Genomic DNA, 23466 nt, shown 5'->3' on the forward strand with positions numbered 1-23466 from the left:
ATTCTAGCACAGCGCAAAGGCGTTGTACACCCCCATATACGTCGTTGCTCCGGGAAGGTTTCACCGGTATAATCGTAAACGGCAGGCAGCCGCGCGACCTGCGCATACTCGAAGGTTGCTATGGCTGCATCATCAGACTCGTCTCTCCTTCTCCGTTTTGCGCCCCGCATCGGGTTGATGGTCGCCGCGTTGCTGGCGCTCGCCTGGATGCAGCGTCCCGATGGGCGCCTCCATGTGTTCTTCCCGGCGCTTGCTGGCGACGCTGTTGTGGTGCAGACTCCGGCGGGCAGATACCTGCTGATCGACGGCGGCGCCGACCCGGATGCGCTGGTGACGGCGCTGGGAAGGCGTCTGCCATTCTGGCGGCGCGAATTGGCGTTGGTGGTTATGACCTCATTCGACGGGCAACATCTTCCAGGGCAGGTGGCAGCACTGGAACGCTACCGCGCGCAACGAGCGCTGGCGCTGCCGGTTGCGGCGCCGAACGCCACATTTGATGCCTGGCGCCGGGCGCTGGCGTACCACACAACACCGGTGCTCACGCTGCGCACCGGGCAGCGTCTGGAGATCGATGACGTGACGTTCCGGGTGCTGGATTGCAACGATCAGGGCGCATTGCTGCGCCTCGATTATGGCGCGACGAGCGTGGTCTTTGCACATACCGCCGCGCCCGACATGCTCGAACGCCAGGCGGATCGTCGCGCCTCGCTGCTCGTCTACCCCTGGCAGCACGACCCGCACACCCCCCTGGTTGAGTCGTTGCGTCCTGCTGCAATTGTGTACAGTGACGGCTACCAGACACGGCACGCGCCGCAGCAGACCTACCATGAACGCGCCATCGGCGGCGCGCGCCTGTACCACGAACGGGTGGATGGCGACATCGAGTGGGTAAGCGACGGACGCCGCGCGTGGGTGATCACCTCGGTGCAGTCGGGGCGATAAGGGTCGATCCGATTGCATACCACGTCAACCAGAGGCGGAGGAGAGGCGACCGTGCGGGTCGCCCCAAGGAAGGCGGGATCGGCGACGGCGACGCTCAGATGCGAGCACGGAAGCAGGTCTGATCCGGCGTATGATATAATCAGAACACCGGTTCGCTGCACGACAGGAGTTGACCAATGATCGACGACTCGCCACACATTCCTGTGCGGATTGACCGATTGCCGCGCGATTTGCAGGAAACGTTTCGTGACCTGTATCCGATGAACGGTCAGAGTGAACAGGAGGCGAACACCGCTTCGACTCGCTCAGCGCACCGCTTCCTGCAACCTGATGCGCTGTACTGCGGCGATGCGCGGCAACTGCTTCCTCACATTGAGCCAAACAGCATTGCCCTGAGCGTCTGGTCGCCGCCCTATTTTGTCGGAAAAGAATACGAAGAGCATCTCTCATTCGATGAATGGCAGAACCTGCTCAGCGCCGTCATACGTCTCCATTTCCCCATTCTCAAGCCCGGCGGGTTCCTGGTTATCAATATTGCCGACATTCTCGTGTTCAAAGACCAGACAATGCCTCGCATTCAGGCGGAGGCGGTGAACAGGAAGCGATCGCCGGTCACGAGAGAGGATGTTCTCAAAGCAATTGAACAACATCCCGGATATAATCGTTATCAACTCGCAAAGCTTCTCGGTTGCAGCGAGCAGACGATTGACCGCCGGCTGCACGGCAACAATATTCGCGGCGGGAAATACGAAGTACAAACGAGGGTTAAGATAGTTGGCGGGATGGTCGAGGATTGGGCGTTGCAGGCCGGGTTGTACCCGTATGATCGAAGGATATGGGTGAAGGATGCGGCATGGGAGAACTCTCGTTGGGCAAGCCTTTCCTATCGTTCAGTGGACGAGTTTGAATATCTCTATGTCTTCTGGAAACCAGGCATCACCAAATTCGACAGAAAGAGACTTTCTCCAGAAGAATGGAAACATTGGGGGTCGAGGGGGGTATGGTATATTCCATCCGTAAGATGCAATGATGACCATGAGGCGAAATTTCCGGTCGAGCTGCCCTCCAGAGTCATCAGGCTGCTTACCGATCCCGAGGAAATCGTTCTCGACTGTTTTATAGGAAGCGGCACAACCGCAATCGCAGCAATTCAGGAAGGTCGCCACTATATTGGCATAGAAATGCTGGAAAAATATGTAAAACTTGCAAAAAAACGAATAGAAAAGGAAAAAGAGAAATTTATTCAACAAACCTTGCCAGAGCGTCGGTATGATGATGGATTTGAACAATATAAAGAACAATCTTAATATCGTCGAAGATATTGAGAAATCCACCTCACGTATGGTAACTCAGGCCATTTATGATTACCGGGATCTCGCACAAGATATCTTCAAGGCTGAGTTTGATCTGGTATCGGATATCGGTGAGGATATAACCAGAGAAGCTCTGGACAGACTCGGCATGTCCAGGATAAATCAGCGGTTGTTCTGCAAGATCGATTATAAGCGAGCCCGCTACCTTTTTCACCCTGAATATGCGGTCAGACAGGCGCTTTTCATCGATTCAAAGTCTGAGAAAATAAGCGATCAGCGCACTGTAACGTTGCAGCTCTCTCAACTTTCCATGGAGGTCAGGCAAAACCGATCTGGAAAAGAAGTCAAAATAAAAGGTAAAATCCCCGAAGTGATAGATTTGAGAGGAGTTCAGTATATAACGACAACCATTTTCGTAAAGTACAACTATGATCGCAATCAACATGATGTTAATGAGTTAAGAAGCATCACGATTGCTGCTATTCCGAACGGACTGCTCCAGGATCGATATAACGCTAACGTAGATGATACCATCTGGCTCGCCGGACGTAATTCGCCCGCTCGAGGCGAGGAATTTCGTGTACGATTGAGCTTCGCGCGTTTGAAAGCGAAGGCGCCCTGGCGCGTTCAACATATCCCGATGCCCCCTGAAGTGTTTCAATGGAGTTCATAAAACACAATTTTTCACTGCTGCGTGTTATGCAGATTCGTCCCGCCAACATCCAATCTTGAATGTCCAGGACCAGTTCTCAGTTCTCGATTCTTAGTTCTCTGTTCTCTCACTCCATGCTTGCTGCATTGCAGAAATTCCCCGCAACCATGGCGCGACCCGTTGAGGTGATGCGCGGCTACTCCCTCGACACGCTGCGCGCCGACCTGGTGGCGGGCGTGACCGTCGGGCTTGTGCTGCTGCCGCAGGCGCTGGCGTTTTCGCTCCTCGCCGGTCTACCGCCGGAAATGGGGCTGTATTCCGCAATTGTGGCATCCATCGTCGGCGCGCTATGGGGGTCGTCGAGCCATCTGCACACTGGTCCGACGAATACGGCATCGCTGCTCACCCTCTCGGTCATTCTGCCGCTTGCAGCGCCCGGTACGCCTGAGTTCATGACGCTCGCGGGCATGCTGGCGGTTCTGGCGGGGGCGCTGCGTCTTATCTTCGGGCTGGCGCGTCTGGGATTGCTCGTCCATTTCGTCTCCGACTCGGTCGCTGTCGGGTTTACGGCTGGCGCTGGCATTCTGATCATCTCCAATCAGATTGCGCCCATCCTGCGCCTTGATCTGCCGATGGGCGCCGGTCTCATCGACACCTTCATTCTGAGCGCAGAACAGATCGGGCGCACCCACCTGCCGAGTCTTCTGCTCGGTATTGCGACGATTGCGCTCATCGCTGTGCTGCAACGGTTGCAACGACGCCTGCCAACCCTCCTGATCGCCCTGGTGGTTGTGTCGCTGATCGCCTGGGCGCTGCGCCTGGAGGAATCGGGCGTGCGCACACTCGGTGCGCTGCCACAGGCGCTTCCGCCGCTCGCCGATCTGCCGCTGCTCGACCTGAACCTGATTGGGGCGCTGGCGAACGGGGCACTGGCAGTGGCGATCATCGGGCTGGTTGAAGCTTCGGCAATCGCGCGCGCGATTGCGACGCACTCGCAGCAACGCCTCGACAGCAATCAGGAGTTTATCGGACAGGGGCTGGCGAATATCTGCGCTGGATTCTTTTCCGGCTATCCGTGTTCCGGTTCCTTCAACCGGTCGGCGCTGAGTTTTCAGGCAGGGGCGCGCACCAGCCTGGGGAATGCGTTTTCCGGCATCTTCGTGCTGCTTGCCATGTTTCCGCTCGCCCCGCTGATCGCGCATCTGCCGCGCCCGGTGCTGGCAGGCGCGCTGGCGATCACCGCCTGGAGCATGGTCGATCACGAGGCGATCCGGCGTACCTGGCGCGCCGACCGCGTCGATGGCGCGATCTCGCTGATTACGCTGGCGGCGACCCTTCTCGTGCCGCTGCAATTTGCCATCATCAGTGGCGTGCTGATGTCGCTCGGCGCATATCTGTGGCGCACCAGCGCGCCGCGTGTCCAGAGCGTGCTGCCAGACGCTGACTTCCGCCACTGGGAGTATCAGCCGCATCTGCCGATGTGCCCGCAGATGGCAGTCGTCGATGTGCTCGGCGATCTCTACTTTGGCGCCGTCAACCACGTCGAAGAGCAGATGAACGCCTTGCTGACCAGAAACCCGACTCAGCGATTTCTTCTGTTGCGCATGCACAGCGTGCAGCGGTGTGATGTCAGCGGCATCAAGATGCTCCGGACGATCGTGCGCCGCTACCGTGATCGCGGTGGCGGGGTTTATTTTGTGCGGGTGCGTCAGACGGTGCGCCAGATGATGGATGTGACCGGTTTTACGCAGTATGTGGGAGAAAACCATTTTCTGGACGAAGATCGCGCAATCGACCATCTCTTCCACCGCGTTCTCGATCCGGCAGTGTGCATTTACGAATGTGAGGTGCGCGCATTTCGCGAATGCCAGAACCTGCCGAAGCGGCTGCTCCCTCCCGACGCCATTCCGCTGCTGCCGGAACGAGGTGCGCCATCGCAGATACCAACGATTGAACCGCGTGCATTATGGCGTCAGATCCGCAGTCCCTCCCCGCCGCGCGTCATTGATGTGCGCGAGCCGCGCGAGTATCGCCAGGGGCACATCCCGCAGGCTGAGTTGCTGCCGCTGTATGAACTGCTCACCCACCCCGAAAGCGTGAACCGTGATCGTTCTGTCGTGCTGGTATGCCGCAGCGGCCGCCGCAGTGAACGCGCCGCCGCCGCACTGATGAGGCGCGGGTTCGAGCAAGTGATGATTTTGCACGGCGGCATGCTGGCGTGGGAGGCAAGTGACCTGTTGATGGCGATTGGATAGGCAGCAGGCGAGCGGTGAGCGGCGAGCGGCGAGCGGCGAGCGGTGAGCGGCGAGAGGTGAGAAGAGGAGGGGTGCAGGGAGGGTCGCGGGTTGCAGGTGGGAAGGTGAAAGGTCGAAGGTTGGATTGCCCCTTCGTGTGCCTTCGTGTCCTTGATGGATGGGAGAGGCGAGAGGCGAGAAAGGTTCTCTAACGCCGAATCCCCGACGTTCCTGGCGCTCATTCCCCTTCTTCGCCCCGCTGCGTGGTATTATACTAAAGGAATCCGAACGAGACATCCGTTCCCGGAGGAGGATTTTTTGTGAGCCGGCGCCCCGATATTGTGTTGCTCGTGCTGGATACCCAACGTATCGATAGACTTTCATGCTACGGCTATTCCCGCCCGACATCGCCCCACCTCGACGAACTCGCCGCTGAAGCGACCCTGTTCCGTCGCGTGTTCGCCACTTCGCAATGGACCATCCCTTCGCATGCGTCGATGTTTACCGGTCTCTACGCTTCCGAACACGCAACGAACCAGTCGTCGGCGAAACTTCCTGCAAGCATTCCGACGCTGGCGGAACGCCTGCGCGAAGGCGGGTATATGACCGCAGCGTTCTGCAACAATCCGTTGGTCGGCGTGGTCAACAATGGTTTGCGGCGCGGTTTCGAGAGTTTTCTGAACTACAGCGGTCTGCTGACCTCGCGCCCCAACCAGGCCGGCGCACATCCCGGCTTGATCAGCCGGTACCGCCAGTGGTTCAAGGGGCGTCTGGCGGAGGCGCTCACCCGTATTCAGGATGCATTTGCGCGATCAGAGGCAATGCTGGAATTCGCCTTTACGCCCTTGATGGTGCCGCTATGGCAGACGGCGCTCAGTTTCAAAGGCAACACGCCCAAATCGCTCAACGATGCGGCGCGCCTGCTGATCGAGCGGCGTGGTGTGGCGCACGATCAGCCGATCTTCGCCTTCATCAACGTCATGGGCGTCCACACGCCATACCATCCCGACCGCCGCATGCTCGAACAATTTGCACCAGACGTGATCCGCAATCGTGAGGCGGCGCGTTATGTTCACCGTTTCAACGGCGATGTATTTGGCTGGCTGGCGCCCTTTTCGAGTGCGAATGAACACTACCGTCGCCTGCTCAGTGATGTATACGACGCTGAAGTTGCCACCCAGGATGCGCATATCGGCGCATTCCTGCGGCGTCTGCGCGAAAGCGGCGCGCTCGACCGGACGTTGCTCCTGGTGTGCGCCGACCACGGCGATCACCTGGGAGAGAAGGGTCTGGTCGGGCATACGGTGTCGGCATACAACGAACTGGCGCATGTACCACTGATGGTGCGCGATCCATTCGGCGACTTCCAACGCAGTGCAGTGGTTGATCACACCGTTTCACTGCGGCGCGTCTTCCACACGTTGTTGAGCGCCGCCGGGCTTGCCAGCGGCATCGAGCGCGATCGGTCGCTGGCGCAGTCGCCAGCATCCGACCCCGACGGCGGCACGGTCTTTGTCGAAGCGGAACCGTTGCAGAATGTGTTGGGAATCATGCTGCGGCGCCAACCGGAACTCGCGCGCGCTCGTCGGTTCGACCAGCCGCGTCGTGCGGTGATCAGCGGCTCGTACAAACTGATCCAGACCGGCGATGATCACGTCGAGTTGTACGACCTGGACGCCGATCCGCGCGAAACAGTCAATCTGGCGGCGATCCTGCCGGAGCGCGTCGAAGAACTACAGGAACGTCTTGGCGCATTCGTGCGACGTGCCAGCGCCGTCGCGCCGCTGATCCGGCGCGCCGAAGGCGTGGACGATCCCGCTGTGCAGCGGCGGTTGAGAGAGCTGGGGTATCTGGAGTAGGCGCTATACCTGTGATTTCAGGCGCTCTATGAAAGGCGCAACAGGCGTTGTCTGACGAAGGGCGGCCACGCGCGCCTGACGACGAGCAATGTCCTGGTCGATCTCAGTCTTGTGATCCCAGTAGTAGGCAAGTGCAGAGTAGATCTGTCCGAGCGAGAGATAGGGATGCTGAAAATGCAATTCCTCAGCGCTCCAGCCACACGCAATTTGATCAAGCACCAGTTCGACGACTTTCATCGTCGTGCCAGCAATGCAGGGTATGCCCTCGTCATCAATGACAATATGCGGATAGGCAGTTGCAACCATTGACATACGGCTCCCTTTGACTCACACCTATGCACCATTATATCAGTTTTGACCGGTTGCTGTGAGGTGCAGCGTCTGTGGTCTGCGACTCTCACCCTCGTGGCTCTCATGCTACGGTGAGAACTCTGGTATACTTCGCAGGGAGATGCTTCGTTGCTTACGCTCCTTGCAATGACAGAGGCTTAGAGTTATTCGGACAGGCATTCGCAGGCATATGTACCCACCTGTTGACCCCATTATCATCCAGCTCGGTCCGCTGACGCTGCGCTGGTACGGCGTGCTGATCATGACCGGCGTTCTGGCGGCTGCCTGGGTTGGCGCGCGCCACGTCGAGCGGCGCGGGTTCGACCGCGACTCGGTGTGGGACCTGTTATTCTGGGTGCTCATTCCCGGATTGATCGGCGCGCGCCTCTATTATGTCTTCATCCAGTCGCCGCGCGGACCGGAGGGACTTGGACGCTTCCTCGCCAATCCGGTCAGTATTCTGGCGGTGTGGGAGGGGGGCCTGCATATTTTTGGCGGGTTTATGTTCGGGGTGTTAGGATTATGGGCGTTCGCGCGCGTCCGCAAGGTTCCGCTCCTGGTCTATGCCGACGCCATTGCGCTCGGTTTACCGCTGGGGCAGGCAATCGGGCGGTGGGCAAACTTTATCAATCAGGAATTGTACGGTCCGCCGACGACCCTGCCGTGGGGGTTGCGCATCGATCCCGATCATCGCATCGGTCCCTACCGCGATCTGACGGCGTTCCCGGAAACGACGCGCTTCCACCCGCTGTTTCTGTACGAGTCGCTCTGGAACCTGATCGGTTTTGCGCTGATCTTTTCGATCTGGCGGCGCTATGGCGACCGCCTGCACGATGGCGACGTGCTGCTCATGTACCTGGTATGGTACCCGCTCGGGCGCTTCTTTATCGAGTTTCTGCGCACCGACTCCTGGTTCTTCCCGGGGACGCCGTTCAACACTGTGCATATTCTCTCGTTCGCCGCCGTCGTTGGTGCGGCTATGTTGCTCTATCGACGGCATAGACCAGGGGTTAGGGGTTAGAGGGTTCTTGGTTCTTATAGAGCGAACAACCAGATGTTGCACAATAATGGCCCGTGTTGACCGCCTTGCGGCTGACGTTGGCTTCGACAGGCTCAGCCAACGTCAGCCCGCTCTACGTCCTTGATGGTCCGGCTTGATGGTCCGGGTTTTGGTTGATCGCTCTATTAGTTCTCAGTTCTTGCTTCTTGGTTCTCACCTGTGACACATCCTCGACTACTCATCATCGGCCTCGATTGCGCTGAACCATTGCTGGTATTCGACCGCTGGCGCGTCGATTTGCCCACCCTCAGCCGCCTGATGGCAGAGGGGGTCTATGGCGAACTGGAGAGTTGCATCCCGGCCATCACAGTGCCTGCCTGGAGTTGCATGATGAGCGGGCGCGACCCCGGGGAACTTGGCGTCTACGGGTTTCGCAACCGCGCTGATCGCTCCTACGGACGCATGGTCGTCGCCGATAGTCGCGCGATTCGGTTTCCCCGTTTGTGGAACATCCTTGGTGAAGCAGGATGGCGCGTCGCAGTGATCGGCGTGCCTGGAACCTATCCGCCGACACCGGTCAGTGGCGCGCTTGTCTCGTGTTTCCTGGCGCCTTCAACCAACGTGGAGTACACCTTTCCGCCGACGCTGGCTGAACGTATCGCTGCCTGGATCGCAGCCGCGACGCCGGGACATCCATACCTGCTCGATGTGCCGGATTTCCGTTCCGACGATAAACAGCGTATCTTGCACGACATCTACGCCATGTGCGACCAGCGCTTCGCCACGGCAACGGCGCTGCTCGAAGAGGATCGTCCCGATTTCCTGATGCTGGTGGACATGGGGGTGGATCGCATCCATCACGCATTCTGGAAGCATATGGACCCGCGCCATCCGTTGTTTGTCCCCGATTCGCCCTTTGCTGACGCGATTCGTGCATACTACCGTCACGTGGATGCGCGGATTGCTGATCTGCTGGCGCACTGTGGACCCGATACGGCGGTGCTGGTCGTATCGGACCACGGCGCGCGCCCGTTGATGGGAGGGGTGCGGATCAACCAGTGGCTGATCGAGCAGGGCGATCTGGTCGTTCAGACGGCGCCGAACACGCCGACGAACCTCGATCAGGTTGAGGTCGACTGGTCGCGCACGCGCGTGTGGGGCGCCGGCGGCTACTACGGACGCATCTTTCTCAATGTGCGCGGGCGTGAGCCACAGGGGGTTATTCCGCCAGCAGAGTACGAACGTGTGCGCACCGATCTCGCAGCGCGTCTGGAAGCCATGACCGGACCGGATGGATGCTCGCTCGGCAATCGCGTCTTCACGCCGCAGCAACTCTATCGTGCGGTGCGCGGCGTCGCGCCTGATCTGATCGTCTACTTTGGCGATCTCGGATGGCGCGCCGTCGGAACGATCGGCGGCGAGGGGATTTTCACTCAGGAGAACGATACCGGTCCTGATGACGCCAACCATGCGCAGTACGGCATGTTCATCTGGCACGACCCGCAACATCCCGGCGGCGGACGACGACTCGACAACGCGCGGATTTACGATATACTGCCTACCTTGTTGAGACGGTTCAACCTGCCAGCCCCGGCCGGGCTGCGCGGGGCAACGCTGGATGTTGAGCCGGAGGATAGCTCAATTGGAGGATAGTTCATGCCACTCATTCCGCCGTATGGTGGTCGTCTGATTAATCTGCTCGTGTCTGGCGAGGAGCGCCGCGCGCTCCTCGAAGAAGCGGTGCGCCTTCCGGCGATCCAGATCTCGGCGCGCGCGCTGTGCGATCTCGAACTGCTGGCAAGCGGCGGCTTTTCGCCGCTCGACCGTTTCATGGGCCGTGCCGACTACGAACGTGTGCTGCACGAAATGCGACTGGCGGACGGCACGCTCTTTCCGCTGCCGATTACACTACCGGTCGATGGTAAGACGCTGGCGCGCCTTGGTGATCGCGTGGCGCTTCGCGATGCGCGAAACGAACTGATCGCCGTGATGGATATCGAAGAGGCGTTCTCCTGGGATGCCAGCCTGGAAGCGCGCCTGACGCTCGGCACCAACGATCCGCGCCACCCACTGGTTTCGGAAATGAGCACGTGGGGTGACACGTACATTTCTGGCACGCTGCGGGTGGTGCGTCTGCCACGCTACTACGATTTTGTGGAACTGCGTCGCACGCCGGCTGAAGTGCGGTCGATTCTGCACGAAATGGGAGCAGAGCGCGTTGTCGCCTTTCAGACGCGCAATCCGCTCCACCGCGTCCACGAAGAACTGACGAAGCGCGCTGCGGCGGAGGTTGGCGGCGCGTTGCTCATCCATCCGGTGGTGGGGCTGACCCGCCCCGACGATATTGATCATTACAGTCGAGTGCGGATCTATCGCGCATTGGTCGAGCGTTACTACGATCCGCAGCGCACACTGCTCAGCCTTCTGCCGCTGGCGATGCGCATGGCCGGTCCGCGTGAAGCGCTCTGGCATGCGATCATCCGCCGCAATTTCGGCGCAACCCATTTTATCGTCGGGCGCGACCACGCCGGTCCAGGACTCGACAGTCGCGGCAGGCCGTTCTACGGACCATACGAAGCGCAGGAACTGGTCGCGCAGTACACGGATGAAATCGGCGTTACGATGGTGCCGTTCCGCGAATACGTCTATCTCCCCGACACCGATGAGTACGTTGAAGAAACCGCCGTACCGCCGGGGGCGCGTGTCTGGACGATTTCGGGAACACAGGTGCGGGAGGAATATCTGGCGAAAGGAAAACTGCTGCCGGAATGGTTCACCCGCCCCGAAACGGCGGCAATCCTGGCGCAGAGTTACCCGCCGCGTCACCGTCAGGGATTCTGCGTCTGGTTCACCGGTCTCAGTGGCGCAGGGAAATCGACGATTGCCGAGGCGCTGGTGGCGATGTTGCTGGAACGGGGGCGACAGAGCACCCTGCTCGACGGTGACGTGGTGCGCACCCATCTGTCGAAGGGGCTTGGGTTCAGCCGTGAAGATCGCGACACCAACATTCTTCGGATCGGGTTCGTCGCCGGTGAAATCGCGCGACACGGCGGGGTGGCGATCTGCGCAGCAATCAGTCCGTACCGCGCTGCGCGCAACGAGTGCCGCAAAATGGTTGGAGAAGACCGCTTCTTCGAGGTGTTTGTCGATACGCCGCTCGAAGTTTGCGAACAGCGCGACGCCAAAGGACTGTATGCCCGCGCTCGACGCGGCGCGATCACCGGCTTTACTGGCATCGACGACCCTTACGAGCCGCCGGTGGCGCCGGAAGTGCACCTCACAACGGTCGATACCACGCCGGACGAGTGTGCGCGGCGCATTGTGGCGCTGCTGGAGGAACGCGGCTTTCTGACACGATCGACCTGACCGTTACTTGGCGTTGTCGCCCGCGACGGAGGTGATGTATCGATTGCAGACGGGGCAGGCACAGAGGCCTGCCCCTGCCACTATAGCGGTTGTGATCGTCGGGGCGACTCCCGGTGGTCCGCAGGAATGCCATTATTACAACAACCCTTGCAGGCGCCCACAGAAGTGTCCGTTCTTGTGGTCATACCGGACAGAGAACGTAAGGGCCGGTGTTGCGGCAGAAAGAAGCGCGCCTCATGACCCATCACGGCACATGACGTTTCTGAGCGTAGCGATGTAGTCGGCAGGCAGGTGATGTTCTTCGGCGCCGTCCACTACCAGTTGCCAGTATTCACGGGTTGGCAGAATGTCCTGTGTTCTCTGGTTAGAGATGTATGTGACGGTCTCGAGCGCGGCGCCGTCCTGTAAGAGAACGGTCACATGCTGATGCTCATAGCCGCCCTCGTGTTGGTCCATTTTCCTCATATCATCGGAAGACAACCGATACACAACGCCCCACACTTCCGATCCCGCACGCTCGATGATGTTGGCTTTTGCAGAACCATCTATATTTACTCTGTTTTTCCCATACCAGAGCGTAGCCTGCAAGCCTGCCCACGCCGATCTTTTCAGCGTCCGGTATGCGCTTTCGCATCTGTGCCGAGCACATGTTCGAGCCATAGGCGAAATAAAGCACGTTAGCCATATTCATACTCCTTCCGAAGATCGGGAGATATGACAAATCGCGTCCATTTCTTCCCGCTATTGCTTTTGGAATTCATCCCAATCAATGCCCAACTGTCGCAAAAATGCTCGTAATGTACCCATCTTGATGTCTTTTGACCCCCAATCTGGCAGCGGAGCAATACGTCCTGTGCATGGATTATGCCAGATTCGATGTGAACCCTGGCTCTTTCGCGGAATTTCTTCACAACCCAGATCTTTCAATCTGGCAACTATCTCGCGGTACTTCACGGCGCTGCCACAACGGTTTCAACCCAGATGGGCGCATCTGGAGGCGAGGGGTGCAAGACGGCGGGTATGGGTCGCCCTAATGCTTCCCAACCATCCAGAAGCGCCTGCAATGCATCACTGGCATTGTGCAACGCTTCCTGAATCGTATCTCCCTCACTCACTAATTCGGGCAGCAAAGGCGAGGTTACCGTATAACCGCCTTCCGGCTGCGGTTCAAGCACAAGAGGAAGTTTGTAAATGCGGCTCATCAGTATCTCCTGCACGACTGGCGTGCTTTCGACATCCAGGATTATAGACTTACATCATCACCTGCAACCTCTTTCCCACCCGCAACGTTCTACGTTCAACTCTCTCCCGCCTTCAACCTACCCCTCGCACCCTTCTCGCCTCGCCCCTCGCCCCTCGCCCCTCGCACCCTCGCACCCTCTCGCCTCGCCCCTCACACCCTCTCGCCTCGCCTCTCTCGCCTTTCCCCTCGCCCCCCGCCCCTCGCCCCTCGCGCTGCTCGCAGCAACTCCCATCACACAGTGTACAATACTCCTGCTACGGCAACAAGAGAGGTGAAGGGAGAGTACAAGGAAACCCATGGATCAACTGCCATTCCGCAAGCCCGGTCGTTTCTACCGCGGTAATCTGCACACCCATTCCACTGTCTCCGATGGTGAACTGTCGCCGGAGGACGTTGTCGCCGCCTATCGCGCGCAGGGGTACGATTTTCTGGCGCTGACCGACCATTTTTTGCCCCAGCACTATTTTCCAATCACCGATACCCGCCCTTTCCGCAGCGCGCAGTTCACTACCCTTCTCGGCGCGGAATTGCACGCCCCACAGACATCCGCCGGTCGGCTGTGGCATATCGTCGCGGTCGGTTTGCCGCCTGACTTTGCGCCAACCGCTTCCGACGAGACCGGACCGGCGCTCGCGGCGCGCGCCGCCGCAGCAGGCGCGTTCGTTGGCATTGCCCATCCTGCCTGGTACAATTTGACCCTCGAAGACGGCTTATCAATCAACGCCGCCCACGCCGTCGAGGTCTTCAACGCCACCGCCGCCTGGGACAACGACCGCGGCGATAGCTGGTATTTCGGCGATATGATGCTGGCAAAGGGAAAGCGACTGCTGGCATACGCCGCCGATGATGCGCATTTCTACATTCGTCCCGACACATTCGTGGCATGGGTGCAGGTGCGCGCTGAGGAACTGTCTCCCGACGCGATCCTGGAGGCGCTCAAGACCGGCGCGTTCTATTCCTCCCAGGGACCGCAGATCGACGATGTCGATATCGATGATCGACGGGTGGCAGTGCGCTGCTCCCCGGCGCGCGCTGTGTTCGTCTCTGGTCCCGACGAACGCTCGCAGCGTCAGTTAGGTCAGGCGATCACAGCGTGCGAACTGCCTGTGCCGTGGATCCGCGAGGTTCCGTACATTCGAGTAACGGTGGTGGACGAGACGGGTCGAAAGGCATGGACCAATCCGATCTGGCTTGGTTAGGGCAGGAAGGTTGAAGGTTGTACGGTGCAAGGGCGCTCCTGAGTGATACCTCTTCTCGCCATTGTCGGTCCGACCGCCGTCGGCAAGACGGCGCTGAGCCTGCACCTGGCGCGGTTATGCGACGGTGAGATCGTTTCCGCCGATTCGCGCCAGGTGTATCGGGGGATGGACATCGGCGCCGCCAAGCCGACGCCGGCTGAACGTGCGGCTGTGCCCCATCACCTGATCGACGTCGTCGATCCGGATGAAGATTTTTCGCTGGCGCTGTACCAGGATATGGCGACTGCCGCGATCGCTGACATTGCGGCGCGCGGGAAGTCACCGCTGCTGGTGGGAGGAACCGGGCAGTACCTGGCGGCGGTGTTGCAGGGGTGGCAACTGCCGCGCGTTGCGCCGCGTCCCGACATTCGCGCTGCGCTCGAACGTCAGGCGGCGGACCTGGGCGCCGAAGCGCTCTATGCGCGTCTCAAGGCAGTCGATCCGGTTGCCGCTGCTCGTATTCTCCCGGGCAATGTGCGCCGCATCATTCGTGCCCTGGAAGTCTACGAAGTCACAGGCAAACCGATCTCTGAGCAGCGTTCGATGCAGCCGCCTCCCTACCGCACCACCACCATCTGGCTGACCCTGCCGGCGCCGGTGTTGTACGACCGTATCGATGCGCGTGTTGATACAATGATGGCTGCCGGGTTGCTCGACGAAGTGCGCGGACTGCTGGAGCGCGGCTATCACTGGGACCTGCCCGCGATGTCGGGGCTGGGGTACCGCGAATTTCGCCCGTACTTCGAGGGGCGCGCCACACTCGAAGAAGCCGTCGCTCGCCTCAAGTACGACACCCACGCCTTTGCGCGCCGCCAGCCCGCCTGGTTCCGCCGCCTGCCCGGCGTCGTAACCCTGCCCGCCGACGCCCCTGATCTCCTCCAGCGCGCCGCAGCGATTGCCCGACAAACATTCGGCGCATCGTAGGGGCGCCCCTCAGTGGACGACCTTTTGTGATCCACGAAGCGCACGAAGAGGCACGAAGAAATGAGAATACAGCGCTCCTCCGCTCGCAGGTACGTCCGATCGAGCGGGCCCTCTGTGCCGTTGCGCCGTTGTGTGAGCTTCATCAGAACAACTTCCCCCCTTCGTGCGCCTTCGTGTCCTTGGTGGACTCAGATGATCCACGAAGCGCACGAAGGGGCGCGAAGGAGGGAAAACAACCTTCGCACCTTCAACTTTCAACCTTCAACCCTGACTCTCCCGTATCGTCCAGATCGCCCATGCCGATAATACATACGCCACAAGCGAAGCCGCCAGCACCGGCGTGAAACCGAAGGTCACCTGAATTTGCCCGCTAACCCACGCCGATGCCGACCAGCCGAGCGACCAGAGGACACTCATCAGGCTGATGGCGACTCCCCGCTGCTGCGCCGGCGTCAACTGCATCACCAGCGCGTCATTCAATGGGTAACTTGCAGCAATGAATGTGCCACGCAGCATGTACCCCGCCGCCACAATTGGCAGTAACGGCGTCAGCATCAGGACCACCGCAAACACTGCTCCAAAGCGCAGCAGGCTCGCCGCGCGCCGCAACCCCAAACGCGCAGCGACCGGCGCGCCCATGAGCGCCCCAAGCCCCATGCCCAGCGCTCCCATCGCCAGCATCACCCCGACGACCGCGTCGTTCAGCCCGAATACGGTACGGAAGAAGAGGTTCTGGAACGGTAGAAACAGACCACCGCCGATCCCCAGCAGAAGCGAGGGGAGTGCGAAGCGCACCAGACGCAGCGAAGTCGCCGGCCGCAGCGGTTCGGCGGCAACCACGGCGCTTGGTTCAGTCGCCGCGGGGCTGGCACGAAACCCGATCAGCACCGGCGCCACCGAGACGCATCCCAGCACGACGACGACCGACAGCGCCAGCCGGTAGGCATCGGTGTCACGCGCATCGACGCCCAGCACCAGCGCCGCCGCGCCGGGCAGCAATCCGCCAACGCTACTGCCGACCAGACCAATGATCAACCCTGCCGATGCGTTCATACCGAATACTGCGGCTCGCTCCCCCGCACTGGTGATGCCCGTCAGCAACGGCACCACCGCCGTCAGCGCCAGTACATTCGCTGCACCCGCCAGAAAGACGAACAGGATCAGCGCCCAGAGTTGCGACACCATCAACAACAACGCATAGGCAATGCCAAAACTGATCGCTCCTGCCACAAGCAGCGTCCGAGCGCCCAAACGGTCAATCAGGACGCCGAGCGGCAATCCGAGCAACGCCCCTGCGCCGCGATACACCGTTGCCATCAGACCGGCAGTGTCGGCGCCATACCCCAGGCTTACCAGGTAGAAGTTGAAGAGCAGATCGGCAATGCTGCCAGCCAGCCCGAAAAGCAGACTGTGCGCCAGAACACGCCAGACCTGCGGCGAGATCCGCGCCATTGTCGAGCGAGCGCGAGCGGCGAATGAAAACACACATCCCTCTTTCAGCCGTACAGAACCCGTAACGTCTCTTCAGCACAGCGGTCCCACGTAAACTGTGCAGCGCGCTGATACCCGCGCTGGCGCAGATCCTGGCGCAGCGCCGCGTCGCAGGCGAGGCGCGCCAGACCTTCCGCAATGGCTCCGACATCGAGCGGATCGACTATCAGCGCGGCATCGCCTGCCACCTCCGGCAACGACGAACTATTCGACGTCAGCACCGGCGTGCCGCACGCCATCGCTTCGAGCACCGGCATTCCAAATCCTTCGTACAGTGATGGAAAGACGAACCCCAGCGCCTCGCGGTAGAGCGCCGGAAGATCATCGTCCGCCACATACCCGACGAACCGCACACGATGGGCAACACCACATTCGGCGGCGCGCTGCGCAATGCCTTCGCTGAGCCAGCCACGTTTACCGGCAATTACCAGGATCGGCGCAATGCCGGCGTCTGCCAATCGCCTGCTGGTATCTGCAAAGGCTTCGATGACCCGCACCAGATTTTTGCGCGGCTGCACCGTGCCGACGTACAGAAAATACGGTTCGTCCCCGCCAACAATCGCTCTTGCCCGCGCCGGGTCGGCAACCGGCTGGCGGAACCGCTCCGCAACGCCATGATGCACGACCGTGATGCTCGCTGGTGAGACCCCCGCCAGCCGCACCAGGTCGCTGCGCGTGGCTGCGGAGACGGCAATAAGATGGCTGGCGGCGCGCGCGCTCCAGATCGTCGAAAACCGAAGGTAAAGCCGTTGCGCCGCAGTATGCGCCTCCGGGTAACGCAGATACCCCAGGTCGTGCACTGTCACCACGGTTCGCATATGGCGGACGAGCGGCGCGCCAAGCGGCAGCACGTGCGCCGGAATGAACAGCACATCCGGCGGACGCCGCAGCACCTCGCCCGACAGTCGCACGTGCGTCCAGAGACGCGGCAGCGGGATGCAGCGCACGGTCATGTTCGCGCCGAGCGGCGGCAGGCGCGCAGGCGGCTGGTTGCAGTAGAGCGTATAAGCATTGACCGTATCGCGCCGCGCAATCGCCGCCACTACTTCGCTGGTATAGTGCTCGGTGCCGGTACGCGCCGTCGTCGCCATCCGACTGATGTCGATGCCGATATGCATATCTTTGCCGATCCGACCCCTGTGCTATAATACTACTGGATCCGCTGCACACCCGGCGTCGCTTGCATTTCCCTCTTCCCGTACCAGGAGGACATTTCCAGTCATGTGGCTCTTCGACACCCTGCGCGGTCAGAAAGCCGAGTTGCTCATCCCGCGCGATCGTCCGCTCACGTTATACGTGTGCGGCGTCACTCCCTACGATACGACGCATGTCGGTCATGCCCATACATTCCTGATCTTCGATGTACTGATCCGCTACATCCGTCACTGTGGCGGTACGGTTCGCTACTGCCAGAATACCACTGATGTCGATGATCCGTTATTCGAACGCGCTGCGCGCGACGGCATTCCCTGGGACGAACTGGCGCGTCGCGAAACTGAACAGTTTGTCAAAGACTGTCGGGCGCTCAATCTCATCCCGCCCGACTTTTTTCCGAAAGCGTCGGAAGAAATCGCCGCAATGATCCCGATTATCGCGCGATTGGTCGAATTGGGACACGCCTATGTGCGCAACGGCAACGTTTATTTCGATGTCTCGACCGAACCGACCTACGGCGCAATGGCGCGGGTGGAAGGGTACGAAGAGTTGCTGGCGCTGGCAAACGAACGCGGCAACAACCCGAATGACCCGCTCAAAGACGACCCGCTCGACTTCGTACTCTGGCAGCGCAGTCGTCCCGGCGAACCGACCTGGCCCAGTCCCTGGGGAGAAGGACGCCCCGGATGGCATATCGAATGCACCGCGATGGCTACCCGCTACCTTGGACCGCAACTCGATATTCACGGCGGCGGGCGCGACCTGATCTTCCCCCACCATCCGTCTGAAATCGTGCAGACCGAACCATACACCGGCAAACGCCCGTTCGTGCACTTCTGGGTGCATGGCGGGCTGGCGTGGCTCGACGGTCAAAAGATGAGCAAGTCGCTCGGCAATCTGGTATTCATCAAGGATGCGCTCAAACAGCACAGCGCCGATGCACTGCGCTGGTATCTGCTCTCCTTCCCTTATCGCAACGACTTTGAATACGTCCGGTTCGATGTACCGCTAGCAGAGGAGCAAGTCGAACGGCTCAAAGCGGCGCTCGCAGTGCAGGGCGACTCAAAGGGCGATCCGTTGAACCCGGAACCATTCGCTCAGGCATACTTTGCCGCGCTCGACGATGACCTGGACACGCCAAAGGCGCTGACACAGATCAGCACGTTGAGCGCCGCCATTCTCGAAGCAGCCGCCTCCGGCTACAATGTGGCCGGCGCTCAATCTGCGTTACGTGAAATGGCGCGTGTCTTCGGTTTCTGGGCAGCGGCATAAGCAGAGGAGATCAGCGTGTCCAATCCGTATGCTCCCAACAGTGATGAACTGTCTGAATTGCTGCGTATTGGCGCAATCAAACTCGAACGAACGGCAGGCATCCCCACCTGGGAAGCGCAACCCGGTTCACGTCACCAAATGATCGTTGACCGGATCCGGGCGTCAATTGCGCCATTGGCGGACAGGAGCAGCGCGTGCATGTGTTACCACCTTGCCGACGTTGCGATCCGCTTCCCCGACGGTTCGCTCAAGCGACCGGATATTGCCATCTTTTGCGAACCGCCACCAGCCCAGGATACAGCGCTGACCATCCTGCCCGTCGCGGTTATCGAAGTGATCAGCGCGGGATACGAATACAAAGACGTTGTGCTCAACCCGCCATTCTATCTGGGGCACGGATTGCGCGACGTCGTCATTGTCGATCCGCACGCGCAGCGGGTCACGCATTACACCCCAACCGGCGCATCCACACGTCCCTCTCCGACGACGCTAAACCTCGAATGTGGATGTTGCTGTGCCATTCCGTGAACGTTGCAACCGCCACCGACCGTGAATGGCCATCTGACCGGTTTGCTGTGCATCCTGCAAGCGCTCGCTATCCACGCCGGAGGAGTCGCTCCAACAACGGGCGCGTCTGCTGTACAGACAAGACGTCGGCACGCTGCTAAAAAGCGAAGGGGGTGCAGCCTGCAACATCTACACACCCCCTCCGCTCTGTTCCTGCGCAAGCGCAGGCTCACTATACCGCTCGTCGACTATCCTATCCGGTGACAGCGCACAAGGAGACAGGGCAACGATCCATTGTCCGAGGCGACTACTTAATCTCGACCGAAGCGCCCGCCTCGACCAGTTTTGCCTTTGCCGCTTCCGCCTCTTCCTTACTGACGCCCTCCTTCACCGGCTTGGGCGCGCCTTCGACCAGGTCCTTGGCCTCCTTCAGCCCCAGATTCGTCAGTTCGCGCACCGCCTTGATGACCTGGATCTTGTTTGGACCAATGGCAGACAGAATGACGTCGAACTCCGTCTTCTCCTCGACCGCAGGCGCGGCTGCGGCTCCGCCATCACTCGCCGCAGGCGCGGCTGCGGCTGCGGGCATCATCATCCCACCCATCGGCATCACCGGAGCAGCAGCGGTCACCCCCCAGCGCGACTCCAGTTCCTTCTTCAATTCCACCAGTTCGAGGACGTTCAGCGCCTCGATACCCGCAATGACTGCCTCGACTTTTTCGCTAGCCATAGATGTTGTTTCTCCTTATTGAGAATAGAAAGCGTCTCCACCGAATTCGCCGTGTTCCTGCGGATGATGCAGGGACATGGACGTTATGAAGTTGACGATGGCTGCAACTGATCAACGCGCGCCTGAAGTGCGTAGAGAATACTCTTCGACGTAGCATCGAGCAGCTGGACAATATCATTGACCGGCGCAGCGATAATGCCCGCCAGACCGGTGACCGGCGCCACCAGTCCGCCGAGCACCTGCGCACGCACTTCCTCTTTCGTCGGCAAACTGGCGACGGTATCGAGCACATTCTCCTTGAGAAGCGTTGTGCCGAGCAACCCGCCGCGCACCGTAATCTTTTTTGGACCACGGTTGAACTCATTGATCGCTTTGACGAACTTTGGCACATCGTCATACGCAAACGCCAGAGCCGTCGGTCCTTCGAGCAGCGGTTCAATCGCCTCGTGACCCGTCTCGCGCGCAGCGATCAGCGTCAGCGTATTTTTTGCCACCACAAATTCGGCGCCGCTGTCGCGCAACTTCTTGCGCAGGTCGGTCATATCGGCAACCGACAGTCCTCGATAGTCGGCAACAACGGTAACCTGCATGCGCTCGAGGCGCTGTTTCAGATCGGCGACGGTCTCGATCTTACGCTGGGTTGGCACTGATTTCACCTCCTTTCAGTCATAAAAAAACGCGGGTTGCCGCACACAAACGCAGCAACCCGCGAACACACCTATCGCGTCGGATCGGGAAGCTGCCTCGGCGGGCGGCACGCAGCCATTAAGCACACGCACCCGCTGTCTGCGGCGCTTACATTATTGACCTGTACGCCGAAACGAGTTCGGCAGTGCTATACGCGAGAGCAACTCCTCTTCATCAACCGTTTCAGGCAGTGGATTTCATTGCCTGCGCCGCCGACGGATCGACTCGAACACCAGGACTCATCGTACTGGCAAAAGTCACACTCTTGATATACGTCCCTTTTGCAGCAGCGGGGCGCGCGGCTTTGACCGCCTCCATCAACGCAGCGATATTGTCATAGATCTGCTGCTCGTTGAAACTCAGTTTCCCGACCGCCACGTGCAGCAGACCGGTTTTATCATTGCGGAACTCAACGCGCCCGCCGCGCACCTCACGGATCGTGCGCGGCAGATCCTCAGGCTGCACGACCGTCCCGCTCTTCGGATTCGGCATCAACCCGCGTGGACCGAGTTTACGCCCGATGCGCCCAACCTTCCCCATCATATCGGGGGTCGCAATGGCGATATCGAAATCGAAGAAATTCTCCTTATCGATCCGGGCGATCAGGTCATCGGCGCCGACGAAATCGGCGCCCGCCTCACGGGCAGCCTGTGCCGCTTCACCCTGCGCGAACACCAGCACCCGCACCGTCTTGCCAGTGCCATGCGGCAATGAGACTGTGGTTCGGATCGTCTGATCGGCGTGGCGCGGATCGATACCGAGCCGCAAATGCACCTCAACAGTCGGGTCGAATGTGGTAAACGACGTTTCCTTCAGCAATTTGATCGCTTCTTCCGGCGTATAGAGACGTTGCCGGTCGATCTTTTTCAGCGCATCGAGATACTTTTTGCCGTGGCGGCGTGGCATAGCAGACACTCCTTGTGGTGCCAGCGGGGGCGACCCCTCCCACATACTCACGATTACTCGACGATCTTGATCCCCATACTGCGCGCCGTGCCGGCAATGATCTTCTCGGCGGCTTCGATGCTATTGGCATTCAGATCCGCCATCTTCTGCTCGGCCACCTGCCGCAGTTGTTTTGCCGTGATAGTTCCCGCGATCTTCCGATTTGGCGTACCGGAACCCTTTTCGACACCTGCCGCCTTGCGCAGCAAATCGGCGGCTGGCGGCGTTTTCAGCGTGATCGTGAATGAGCGATCCGAATAGATCGTCACTTCGACCGGGATAATACTCCCCGCCTGAGACGATGTCTTCTCGTTATACTCCTTGACGAACGCCATGATATTGATGCCGTAACCGCCCAACGCCGGACCGACCGGCGGCGCAGGCGTCGCCTTGCCAGCAGGCAGTTGCAGCTTCACTACCCCGGTAACCTTTTTGGCCACAGAGCGCTCCTTCGCACAACTATTCGACCAGGCGCGTCACCTGGAGGAAGTCCAGTTCCACCGGCGCCTCGCGACCGAAGAACGAGACCAGCACCCGCACCCGACCACGCTCATGGTCGATGGCGTCCACGATCCCCTCGAAGTCGGTGAACGGACCATCCGTAATCTTGACCGCCTGACCAACCTGATAACTCACCTTCACCTTGGGCGCTTCCTGTTCCATCTGCTTCAGGATCGCCTTCACCTCATCCTCCTCGAGCGGCGTCGGCTTGTTCCCGTGCCCGACGAAACTGGTCACGCCCGGCGTGTTGCGAACGACATACCAGGAGTTGTCGTTCATTTTCATCTGCACCAGCACATATCCAGGAAACACTTTCTTTTGAACCGTGCGGCGCTGACCATTTTTGATTTCAATTTCTTCTTCAGTTGGCACGATCACATTGAAAATCTGATCGCGCATTTCCATCGTCTCGATGCGATGGAGCAGATTCTGTTTGACTTTGTTCTCGTAGCCAGAGTAGGTATGGATCACATACCAGCGACGATCATCATCACGTATATCCGACTCGTCCTGGATTGCCTGTTCTTTTTTCTCTTCAGCCACGGCTTTCCTCGCCTCCGAAGACGCTAAAGCGTTGCAACCGCATTCTGCAGCAGAAGCAGCAGCCATGAGAAGAGGGCGTCCGCTGCAAACAGAATAGCGCTCATCACTGCTGATAGCAGAATAACAACAACCGTCAGACGGATTGTTTCTTCGCGGGTGGGCCAGACGACTTTGCGCATCTCCGCGCGCGACTCGCGCATTGGTTGCACAATAGCATTCTGAAATGCGCGCGCCAGCGCATTCTGCGACTCTTTATCTTTGTCTTTGACAACCGTCATTATCGATCATGCTTTCTACCAGCAGATACGCACTGCTGATACATAAATCAGGCGTCTACCAGGGCCCGGCAGGAACGCAGGCCGCAGCAGACGCCTGGATTGCATTGCGCATCGTCTAATCGACAATCGCCGAGACGACGCCTGCGCCGACGGTGCGTCCGCCTTCGCGGATGGCGAAGCGCAACCCTTCCTCGATCGCCACCGGCACGATCAACTCCACAATCATCTCGATGTTGTCGCCCGGCATCACCATCTC

Annotated in this window: 25 protein-coding genes and 1 other annotated feature; of the genes, 12 read left to right on the forward strand and 13 right to left on the reverse strand. The window is 59.8% G+C overall.

Translation table 11 applies throughout. The features are described from left to right. Nucleotides 1–120 precede the first annotated feature (120 nt). The 5 genes from AC3EA7_RS06825 to AC3EA7_RS06845 all read left to right on the forward strand — a co-directional run bounded on the left by AC3EA7_RS06825 (nt 121) and on the right by AC3EA7_RS06845 (nt 7000). Entirely contained in the window at nt 121–942 is an 822-nt protein-coding gene (locus AC3EA7_RS06825; RefSeq protein WP_488613286.1) for a ComEC/Rec2 family competence protein, read from the forward strand. 176 nt (nt 943–1118) lie between these two features. Next, nucleotides 1119–2249, forward strand: coding sequence for a DNA-methyltransferase (locus tag AC3EA7_RS06830; RefSeq protein WP_488613287.1), 1131 nt, complete (start codon nt 1119–1121; stop codon nt 2247–2249). Then, nucleotides 2212–2928, forward strand: a complete 717-nt coding sequence (locus AC3EA7_RS06835; protein ID WP_488613288.1) for a BglI family type II restriction endonuclease — start codon at nt 2212–2214, stop codon at nt 2926–2928. Before AC3EA7_RS06830 ends, AC3EA7_RS06835 begins: the two co-directional genes overlap by 38 nt. A gap of 146 nt (nt 2929–3074) precedes the next feature. Further along, the gene (locus tag AC3EA7_RS06840; RefSeq protein WP_488613289.1) at nt 3075–5162 is read left to right on the forward strand and encodes a SulP family inorganic anion transporter; all 2088 of its coding nucleotides are present in this window, start codon (nt 3075–3077) and stop codon (nt 5160–5162) included. Between the two features lie 299 nt (nt 5163–5461). Further along, nucleotides 5462–7000, forward strand: coding sequence for a sulfatase family protein (locus AC3EA7_RS06845; RefSeq protein WP_488613290.1), 1539 nt, complete (start codon nt 5462–5464; stop codon nt 6998–7000). Nucleotides 7001–7003: 3 nt separating this feature from the next. Here AC3EA7_RS06845 and AC3EA7_RS06850 read toward each other — a convergent pair whose 3' ends face one another. After that, entirely contained in the window at nt 7004–7312 is a 309-nt protein-coding gene (locus AC3EA7_RS06850) for a DUF433 domain-containing protein (RefSeq protein ID WP_488613291.1), read from the reverse strand. A 208-nt stretch (nt 7313–7520) separates the two neighbouring features. Between AC3EA7_RS06850 and lgt the strand changes: the two genes are divergently transcribed. From lgt to AC3EA7_RS06865, 3 genes are all read left to right on the forward strand, one after another. Beyond that, complete coding sequence (gene lgt / locus AC3EA7_RS06855) at nt 7521–8351, forward strand: prolipoprotein diacylglyceryl transferase (RefSeq protein WP_488613292.1); 831 nt, start codon at nt 7521–7523, stop codon at nt 8349–8351. 198 nt (nt 8352–8549) lie between these two features. Then, nucleotides 8550–9983, forward strand: coding sequence for an alkaline phosphatase family protein (locus AC3EA7_RS06860; protein WP_488613293.1), 1434 nt, complete (start codon nt 8550–8552; stop codon nt 9981–9983). 3 nt (nt 9984–9986) lie between these two features. Beyond that, nucleotides 9987–11696: a bifunctional sulfate adenylyltransferase/adenylylsulfate kinase gene (locus AC3EA7_RS06865; protein ID WP_488613294.1), complete on the forward strand. Its 1710-nt coding sequence runs from the start codon at nt 9987–9989 to the stop codon at nt 11694–11696. Between the two features lie 234 nt (nt 11697–11930). On the opposite strand, the gene AC3EA7_RS06870 is transcribed toward AC3EA7_RS06865, so the two are convergent. The 3 genes from AC3EA7_RS06870 to AC3EA7_RS06880 form a co-directional block, all read right to left on the reverse strand. Beyond that, nucleotides 11931–12356: a gamma-glutamylcyclotransferase family protein gene (locus AC3EA7_RS06870; RefSeq protein WP_488613295.1), complete on the reverse strand. Its 426-nt coding sequence runs from the start codon at nt 12354–12356 to the stop codon at nt 11931–11933. An 81-nt stretch (nt 12357–12437) separates the two neighbouring features. Further along, nucleotides 12438–12650, reverse strand: a complete 213-nt coding sequence (locus AC3EA7_RS06875; protein WP_488613296.1) for a type II toxin-antitoxin system HicA family toxin — start codon at nt 12648–12650, stop codon at nt 12438–12440. Beyond that, on the reverse strand, nt 12647–12898 hold the full coding sequence (locus AC3EA7_RS06880) for a type II toxin-antitoxin system HicB family antitoxin (RefSeq protein WP_488613297.1): 252 nt from the start codon (nt 12896–12898) through the stop codon (nt 12647–12649). Before AC3EA7_RS06880 ends, AC3EA7_RS06875 begins: the two co-directional genes overlap by 4 nt. A 337-nt stretch (nt 12899–13235) precedes the next feature. Here AC3EA7_RS06880 and AC3EA7_RS06885 point away from each other — a divergent pair, with 337 nt between their 5' ends. Both AC3EA7_RS06885 and miaA read left to right on the forward strand, forming a co-directional pair. Next, the gene (locus AC3EA7_RS06885) at nt 13236–14138 is read left to right on the forward strand and encodes a PHP domain-containing protein (protein WP_488613298.1); all 903 of its coding nucleotides are present in this window, start codon (nt 13236–13238) and stop codon (nt 14136–14138) included. A 42-nt stretch (nt 14139–14180) separates the two neighbouring features. Further along, nucleotides 14181–15101 carry a tRNA (adenosine(37)-N6)-dimethylallyltransferase MiaA gene (gene miaA, locus AC3EA7_RS06890; protein ID WP_488613299.1) on the forward strand — a complete coding sequence of 307 codons (921 nt, stop codon included), beginning with the start codon at nt 14181–14183 and terminating at the stop codon, nt 15099–15101. 261 nt (nt 15102–15362) lie between these two features. On the opposite strand, the gene AC3EA7_RS06895 is transcribed toward miaA, so the two are convergent. Both AC3EA7_RS06895 and AC3EA7_RS06900 read right to left on the reverse strand, forming a co-directional pair. Then, nucleotides 15363–16586, reverse strand: a complete 1224-nt coding sequence (locus tag AC3EA7_RS06895; protein ID WP_488613300.1) for an MFS transporter — start codon at nt 16584–16586, stop codon at nt 15363–15365. Nucleotides 16587–16597: 11 nt separating this feature from the next. Further along, a complete protein-coding gene (locus AC3EA7_RS06900; protein WP_488613301.1) occupies nt 16598–17710 on the reverse strand; it encodes a glycosyltransferase family 4 protein in 1113 nt (370 codons plus the stop codon). A 103-nt stretch (nt 17711–17813) separates the two neighbouring features. Here AC3EA7_RS06900 and cysS point away from each other — a divergent pair, with 103 nt between their 5' ends. Next, nucleotides 17814–19019: a cysteine--tRNA ligase gene (gene cysS / locus AC3EA7_RS06905; RefSeq protein WP_488613302.1), complete on the forward strand. Its 1206-nt coding sequence runs from the start codon at nt 17814–17816 to the stop codon at nt 19017–19019. Nucleotides 19020–19034: 15 nt separating this feature from the next. Further along, the gene (locus AC3EA7_RS06910; protein ID WP_488613303.1) at nt 19035–19547 is read left to right on the forward strand and encodes a Uma2 family endonuclease; all 513 of its coding nucleotides are present in this window, start codon (nt 19035–19037) and stop codon (nt 19545–19547) included. A 286-nt stretch (nt 19548–19833) separates the two neighbouring features. Here AC3EA7_RS06910 and rplL read toward each other — a convergent pair whose 3' ends face one another. The 7 genes from rplL to AC3EA7_RS06945 all read right to left on the reverse strand — a co-directional run. After that, a complete protein-coding gene (rplL, locus tag AC3EA7_RS06915; RefSeq protein ID WP_488613304.1) occupies nt 19834–20256 on the reverse strand; it encodes a 50S ribosomal protein L7/L12 in 423 nt (140 codons plus the stop codon). A gap of 83 nt (nt 20257–20339) precedes the next feature. Further along, entirely contained in the window at nt 20340–20903 is a 564-nt protein-coding gene (rplJ, locus tag AC3EA7_RS06920) for a 50S ribosomal protein L10 (RefSeq protein ID WP_488613305.1), read from the reverse strand. A gap of 15 nt (nt 20904–20918) precedes the next feature. Then, nucleotides 20919–21066, reverse strand: a sequence feature (ribosomal protein L10 leader region). Between the two features lie 60 nt (nt 21067–21126). Continuing rightward, nucleotides 21127–21849, reverse strand: a complete 723-nt coding sequence (rplA, locus tag AC3EA7_RS06925) for a 50S ribosomal protein L1 (RefSeq protein WP_488613306.1) — start codon at nt 21847–21849, stop codon at nt 21127–21129. Between the two features lie 53 nt (nt 21850–21902). Further along, on the reverse strand, nt 21903–22328 hold the full coding sequence (rplK, locus tag AC3EA7_RS06930; protein WP_488613307.1) for a 50S ribosomal protein L11: 426 nt from the start codon (nt 22326–22328) through the stop codon (nt 21903–21905). A gap of 19 nt (nt 22329–22347) precedes the next feature. Further along, entirely contained in the window at nt 22348–22932 is a 585-nt protein-coding gene (gene nusG, locus AC3EA7_RS06935) for a transcription termination/antitermination protein NusG (protein ID WP_488613308.1), read from the reverse strand. 23 nt (nt 22933–22955) lie between these two features. Beyond that, nucleotides 22956–23210, reverse strand: a complete 255-nt coding sequence (gene secE / locus AC3EA7_RS06940) for a preprotein translocase subunit SecE (protein ID WP_488613309.1) — start codon at nt 23208–23210, stop codon at nt 22956–22958. Between the two features lie 115 nt (nt 23211–23325). Further along, nucleotides 23326–23466 (reverse strand): EF-Tu C-terminal domain-related protein (locus AC3EA7_RS06945; protein ID WP_488613274.1); only part of this gene is annotated, 141 nt, incomplete at its 5' end.

Source organism: Roseiflexus sp. (assembly GCF_057785375.1).